We start from the raw sequence: 6367 nt of genomic DNA on the forward strand, positions 1-6367 counted from the left end.
TCCTCGTACGGCCCGGCCGGGTCCCTCGTCTCGATCGGTCGGCCGCCGAGTCCCACCAGTCGGCGCTCGGCCGCGTCCAAGTCCTCGACGAGGAAGACCAGATGGGACTGGAGGGAGTTCTCCGGGCGGGGCCAGCTGGGGGAGACGGCGTTCACATCACGGCGGAAGGCCAGCCGTATGCCGTCGGCGCCGCGGACCTCCACGAGGTTGGCCGAGGCGTCCGTCTGCTCGCCCTCCAGGAACTCCTTGTAGAACACGGCCAGTTTCTCGGGCTCGGCGCAGTCGAGGACCACGACGCCCGCCTTCACCAATGTCATGCTTCCTCCCAAGGGATGACCTCTTCTGCGGATATCCCCTGGCGCCGGATTCAGTCGGCGGACGGTGCTGTGGGCCCCGGCACGGCCGTGAGGGGAGGCGGCCGGGCCGGGCTCCGTCAGCTCGCTTCAGCCGAGTTGTGCCTCGGCTCGTACCTCGGCTTGTGGCTCAGCGAAAGGCGGCGATGTTGCGGGCGACCCAGTCGCCGAAGGGCCTCGGGGCGCGGCCCAGGACTCGTTCCACATCCGAACTGATCCGCAGCTCGGCGGAGTTCGGGGCGCCGATGATGTCCAGGGTGTCGTCGGCGAGCTCCGGCGGCACGAACCGGGTCATCGCGGCCTTGGCCTCCTCGCGGGTGAGCTCATGGAACCGCACCGGCGAGCCGAGCGCGGTGGCAATGGCTTCCGCCTGCCGGCGCGGCGTGATCACTTCGGGCCCGGTCAACTCGAAGATCCCGCCAATGTGTTGGTCCTCCAGCAGGCAGGCGGCCGCGACCTCGGCGATGTCCGCCGGGTCGACGACCGGCACCCCGATGTCGCCGAAGGGCGCGGCGACCACCCCTTGTGTGCGAACGGACTCCGCCCAGGCGAAGGCGTTGGAGGCGAAACCGCCCGGTCGCAGGACGGCCCAGTCCAGGCCGGACTTCCGCACCGCGTCCTCCAGCGCCCGCATCGCGATCCGCGTCGGGCCGAGCGGCCTGGTCGCCACGCCCTGCGAGGACAGCAGGACGACCCGGCGGACCCCGCTCGCGGCGGCCAGGTCGATGAGGTCGGCCGGCCTGGCTTCGGGGGCGTGCAGGTCGCCGGACAGCAGCAGGAACAGCGCCTTCGCCCCGTCCAGTACGGCGGCGAGGCCCTGCGGCCGGCCCAGGTCGGCCTGCACATGCCGGACCCCGCTCGGCACCGCCGCCGTACGCCGCGACACCGCTGTCACCTGCTCGCCCGCCTCGGCCAGGGTCTGCGTCAAAGTCCGGCCCACGTTTCCGGTCGCCCCGGTCACCACGATCATGTTCAGCTCCTCGTTCGTTGTGCGCTACGGGAGTTGACGCTAGGAGTCGGACTTACTTTCCGTAAGGACATACCCAGAGGTAAGCTCCGGACATGGTGGAAGGCGCGCAGCTCAAACAGGCCGAGGCGGGCAAGCGGTATGAGGTGTTTCACACCGACTGCCCTGCGCGCGACATGGTCGACCATGTCACCAGCAGGTGGGGTATCTGGGTGCTGATCTCCTTGCGGAGCAACGACCTTCGGTTCTACGAGCTGCGTGACAGCATCCAGGGCATCAGCGAGAAGATGCTCGCCCAGACCTTGCGGGCGCTCCTTGAGGACGGGCTGATCCGGCGGGAGGTCGCGCCCACGACGCCGCCCCAAGTCACCTACGGACTCACCGAGTTCGGCCAGGACATCGGTGAGCCCCTGACGGACCTGTTCGACCGGATCACGAAGCGGCTGCCGGCGGATCAGCGCCCGCCGCGCGGTGGCTGATCGCGGCGGAGCCGCCGGGGGAGCGTCACTCCGGCCACGGGCTGTTCCGGATGATCTCCACGAAGTCCTTGCGGCGGAACGAGGCGTCGAAGTGGGCCAGGACGTCGTCGTTCATGGTCCCGAAGGTGGTGTCGGGGCGGTCGGCCATGCCGTCGTAGAAGGCCTTCAGGATGCGGTTCTTGAAGTCGGGGCGCGGGTGCGCGGCCAGGACCTCGGCCCGCTGCCGCTCGGTGATCTCCGTGAGGCCGAGGCCGAGGACGTCGGTCTCCACACCGAGGGTCACCACGGCGATCTCCGACGACAGCTGGAGCGGCACCTCCGGGGTGGTGTGCAGCGCGATGGCGAGCCAGACCTCGCGGGCCTCCCGCTCGGAGCGGCCGTGGTCGAGCAGGAAGGCGCGGGCGGCCTCGGCGCCGTCGAGTTCGAAGCGCCGGTCCTTGGTGGCGTAGGACGCGGTCAGACCGAGGTCGTGGAAGAGGCCGCCCACATAGGCGAGTTCGGGGTCGACGTCGAGCTTGCGCGCGGCGGCCTTCAGCGATCCCCACAGGTAGACGCGCCGCGAGTGGTGGAAGACCGCCTCGTCGGCGGCGTTCCGGACGAGATCGGTGGCTTCGCGGACCAGCTGGGTGTCGGGAACGGTGATCCCCGCGATCTGCTCCGACATGAGCCCTCCTCGGTCGAATGTCGAGTGCCAGGTGTCAGGTGTCAGGTGCCAGGTGCCAGGTGTGGAGTGGAACGCTTCCCAGCCTTCCTGCCGATCGAGGTCCGGCCCACCGCCGGGGCTGCCGGGTACCCCACAGATCCGGACCCCGGCGGTACGGGGCCGTCAGCGAGACTCGGCCGCTGTGCCGCCCCTGTCGCCGCCCCGGGCGGTGGCGAACCGCGCCCGGTAGCCGCTCGGTGAGACCCCCAGCCGGGCCACGAAGATACGGCGCATCGTCTCCGAGCTCCCGAACCCGGCGGCCCGCGCCGCCTCGGCCACTCCGCGGCCCGAGTCGAGCAGCGCTTTCGCGTGCTCCAGGCGGATCTGCTCGACGAACTTCGCCGGGGTCGTGTCCAGCTCGGCGGTGAACATCCGCGCCAGGTGGCGTGGGCTGACGCCGATGTGGGCCGCCAGCGAGCCCGCGGTGTGCGGGAGCTGGGGCTGTGCCGCGACCAGGTCGACCACGGAGCGCAGGGCCGGTGTGCGGGGCGGCCGTACCTCAAGGGGCGCCGAAAACTGGGACTGGCCGCCGGGGCGCTGCATGAACACCACGAGGTTGCGGGCGACGTTCCGTGCCAGGTCGGCGCCGTGGTCCCGCTCGACCAGCGCGAGGGCCAGGTCGATGCCGGCCGAGACACCCGCCGAGGTGACGATGTCGCCGTCCTCCACGAACAGGGCGTCGGGCCGCACCTGGACATCGGGGTGGGCGCGGGCGAGCAGCCCGGCGTGCTGCCAGTGGGTGGTGGCCCGGCGCCCGTCCAGCAGACCGGCGCCGGCCAGGGCGAACGATCCGGTGCAGATCGAGACCAGCCGCCGGGCGCGGGGGTGCAGCAGCCGGATCGCCTCGGTCAGCTCGGCGGGTACGGCCCGGGTGACGAGCGCGTCGCCGCCGGGGACGACGACCGTGTCCACCTCCGCCACGTCGGCCGCCGCCCCGTCGACGGGCAGGCGCAGGCCCACGGAGGTGACGGCCGCTGCTCCAAAGGGCGAGGCGTAGCTCAGCGCGTAGTCGGCGCCGAACAGGTTGGCCTCGGCGAACACCTCCGCCGGGCCCGCGACATCGAGCATCTTGATGCCGTCGTACACGAGGAAGAGGATGTGCCGCCCAGGTTCCAGTTCCATGACCGCTCGCCTTTCCGCACACCGTGTCACCGCCCGCGGGTCCGAGAGGCCGGGCCGTGGCACTCGTAGCCTCCCATCGTCGTCGGCGGCCGCCGGGCCGCGCCATGCCCGAAGGGGCCGTTCCTCCGTGGCCACCGCGGCCGTCCGGTCAGTCGAGCAGCACGCCCGGATTGAGGATCCGGTGGGGGTCCAGGGCGTCCTTGGCGGCACGGAGTGCCAGCGCGAAGGGGTCCGGGCGCTGGAGGTCGTAGCCGGGACGGTGGTCGCGGCCGACGGCGTGGTGGTGGGTGATGGTGGCGCGGTGGCGGTGCAGGACCTCGGTCGCGACGGCTTTGATGTCGTCCCAGATCTCGACCTCGTCGCCGGGGCGGCCCGCGACGGCCACGGTGAAATAGGGGGCGGCGCCGTCCGGGTAGACATGGGTGAGGCGGCAGTTGACGGTGGCCGGGTGCCCGGTGGCCTTCGCGGCGGCGGCACCGACCTCGGTGCGGACGGCGTCGATCAGCGCGGGGACCGTGCCCCAGGTGGCGGCGGTCTCGAAGGTCTCGACGACGGCCCCCATACGGGCCAGGCCGTCGCGCAGATAGGGCATCCGCAGGAACGCCGAACGCCAGGCGCCCACCGCCGCGTCCGGCGGGCTGTCGCGGTCCGCCGGGGCCGCCTCGCCGCGACCGCCGTGGGCGCGGGCCAGGTCCACGGCGGCCGTGAGGCGGGCGTCGACGGGGGAGGTGGCGGACTCGAAGCCCAGGACGAGGACGGTGGAGCCGTCGTGGGAGGCACCGGACAGCAGGGCCTCGCCCGGGTCGAGCAGACGGCAGTTGGCCGGGGCGAGATCGGACTGGGCGATGGCCCGCACCGCGTCCAGCGCGCGGTGGAAGTCGGCGAAGGCCACGGACGCGGAGGCCTTGTGCCGGGGGCGTTCCCGCAGGCGCATCCAGGCCTCGGTGATGACACCGAGCGTGCCCTCGGATCCGAGGAAGAACCGGTCCGGTGACGGTCCGGCGCCGGATGCGGGCAGCCGCCAGGAGGTGCCGGCCCCGGCGGGTGTGATCACCCGCAGGGACTGCACGAAGTCGTCGATGTGGGTGTGGACGGTGGCGTAGTGGCCGCCCGCCCGGGTGGCCAGCCAGCCGCCGAGGGTGGAGAACTCGAAGCTCTGCGGGAAGTGCCGCAGGGTCAGTCCGTGGGGCCGCAACTGGGCCTCCAGCGCGGGCCCGAGGGCCCCGGCCTGGATAAGGGCCGAGCGGGCGGCGGTGTCGATCTCCAGGACGCGGCCCATCGAGGTCAGGTCGAGGGAGAGTACGGCGTGATGGGCCTCGCCGCGGTACTCCACACCGCCGACCACCGAGGAGCCGCCGCCGAAGGGGATGACGGCCACGCCGTGCTGGCCGGCCCAGTCCAGCAGGTCCGCCACGTCCTGGTCGCGGGTCGGCCGGGCGACGAGATCGGGGATCCGGCCGGGCCGGCCGCGCAGGGCCCGGATGACATCGCGGTATGCCTTGCCCATGGCGTGCGCGGCGCGCGCCTGCGGATCGGCCGTGACGAGGTGGGCCAGGGACGCCGGGGGCGTCGCGGCGGGGCGGCCGATGGGCAGGTCGGCGACCCGGGGGATCGGCAGCGGGCGGGCGAGGGTGCCGGGCAACAGGGCCCCGGTCGCGATGCATTCGGCGTCGTCGGGGTGGGCGTCGGTATAGCCCCAGCCCCACCAGGAGCGGGTGCGGGAGGTCTGGGGGTCGGTCGCGGTGGCTGGCACGGGCGCGCTCCAACGGGGTCCGGGGGACAGGAATTTACCCAGCGGTAAATTACCCTAGGGTAAGGTCTGGTCCCATGACAACGCTCTCCTCCAGGGCCGGCACCAAGGGCGTACCGAGGGCCGCGCGCGAACGACAGGTCCTGGCCGCGGCCACCGAGGAGTTCGGCCGGCACGGGTACGAGGCCACCACGGTGGCCGCCGTCGCCACCCGGGTCGGCGTCACCAAGCCGCTCGTGCACCAGTACTTCGGCAGCAAGCAGGACCTCTACCTCGCCTGCCTCGACCCGGTCGGCGACCGGCTGCTGGGCGCCATCCGCGCCGCGATGTCCGGCCACGACAGCGGCGCGCCGTCCACGCCGCTGCGTGTGCTGCGCGCCCTGTTCACGGCCCTCGACGGGCGGCGCGAGGCATGGTTCGTCCTCTACGATCCGTCGCTGCCGCCCGACAGCGAAGCCGCCCACCGCGCGGCCCACTACCGCGACACCATCGACGATCTCGCCGCGGCCGGCACCGCCGAGCTTCTGCACGCCGCCGGGACCGGCGACCCGCTGGACGCCGACGCCCTCAAATACGCGTGGCGCGGACTGTGCACCGCGCTGGTCCGCTGGTGGATCAACCACCCCGACCAGTCGGCCGAGGCCATGACCCGGCGCTGCGCCCGCCTCTTGGGCGCGGCCCGCACCGCGTTCGCCGACGGCGACGACCGCGTCTGAACCGGGCCCCGCCCCCCACCGTTCGGCTCAAGTCCTGTGATCGGTCATGCGGACCGGCTGACCCGTCAGAAGCGTGGCGGGGCCGTTCTCGGAGCAGTACGTCCGAAGGCCGCAGGTGCCTGTCGCGCCGGGGTGCCCCGTGGCCGTGGGGGCGGTGCGGACACGCCCTCCGCACCACCGGCGACCGTCATCTCGGCTCAACTCCCTCCCGCGCAATGGCACTTTGCCCCGGCTGCGTGGTGACGGCCGCCGAACTCACGCAGCCGGGGCAAAGTGC

Annotated in this window: 7 protein-coding genes; 2 read left to right on the forward strand and 5 right to left on the reverse strand. The window is 72.6% G+C overall.

Annotation, left to right across the window (positions count from 1 at the left end; translation table 11 throughout):
* Together CCN72_RS34235 and CCN72_RS34240 are read right to left on the reverse strand one after the other, a co-directional pair.
* A partial coding sequence (locus CCN72_RS34235) for a VOC family protein (protein WP_086812231.1) occupies positions 1-317 on the reverse strand: 317 nt, incomplete at its 3' end.
* Between the two features lie 166 nt (positions 318-483).
* Positions 484-1323 (reverse strand): SDR family oxidoreductase, encoded by an 840-nt coding sequence (locus tag CCN72_RS34240; RefSeq protein WP_086812222.1) that lies wholly within the window; start codon positions 1321-1323, stop codon positions 484-486.
* A gap of 92 nt (positions 1324-1415) precedes the next feature.
* Here CCN72_RS34240 and CCN72_RS34245 point away from each other — a divergent pair, with 92 nt between their 5' ends.
* Complete coding sequence (locus CCN72_RS34245; RefSeq protein WP_086812224.1) at positions 1416-1799, forward strand: winged helix-turn-helix transcriptional regulator; 384 nt, start codon at positions 1416-1418, stop codon at positions 1797-1799.
* 25 nt (positions 1800-1824) lie between these two features.
* On the opposite strand, the gene CCN72_RS34250 is transcribed toward CCN72_RS34245, so the two are convergent.
* The 3 genes from CCN72_RS34250 to CCN72_RS34260 form a co-directional block, all read right to left on the reverse strand.
* Positions 1825-2463 (reverse strand): HD domain-containing protein, encoded by a 639-nt coding sequence (locus CCN72_RS34250; protein WP_086812226.1) that lies wholly within the window; start codon positions 2461-2463, stop codon positions 1825-1827.
* A gap of 162 nt (positions 2464-2625) precedes the next feature.
* Entirely contained in the window at positions 2626-3624 is a 999-nt protein-coding gene (locus CCN72_RS34255) for a GlxA family transcriptional regulator (RefSeq protein ID WP_086812227.1), read from the reverse strand.
* 148 nt (positions 3625-3772) lie between these two features.
* Positions 3773-5377: an FAD-binding oxidoreductase gene (locus tag CCN72_RS34260; protein WP_086812229.1), complete on the reverse strand. Its 1605-nt coding sequence runs from the start codon at positions 5375-5377 to the stop codon at positions 3773-3775.
* 74 nt (positions 5378-5451) lie between these two features.
* Here CCN72_RS34260 and CCN72_RS34265 point away from each other — a divergent pair, with 74 nt between their 5' ends.
* Complete coding sequence (locus CCN72_RS34265; RefSeq protein WP_086812230.1) at positions 5452-6090, forward strand: TetR/AcrR family transcriptional regulator; 639 nt, start codon at positions 5452-5454, stop codon at positions 6088-6090.
* Positions 6091-6367: the final 277 nt, after the last annotated feature.

The sequence above is a fragment of the Streptomyces murinus genome, assembly GCF_002154555.1.
In the GTDB taxonomy this organism is placed as follows: Bacteria; Actinomycetota; Actinomycetes; order Streptomycetales; family Streptomycetaceae; genus Streptomyces; species Streptomyces murinus.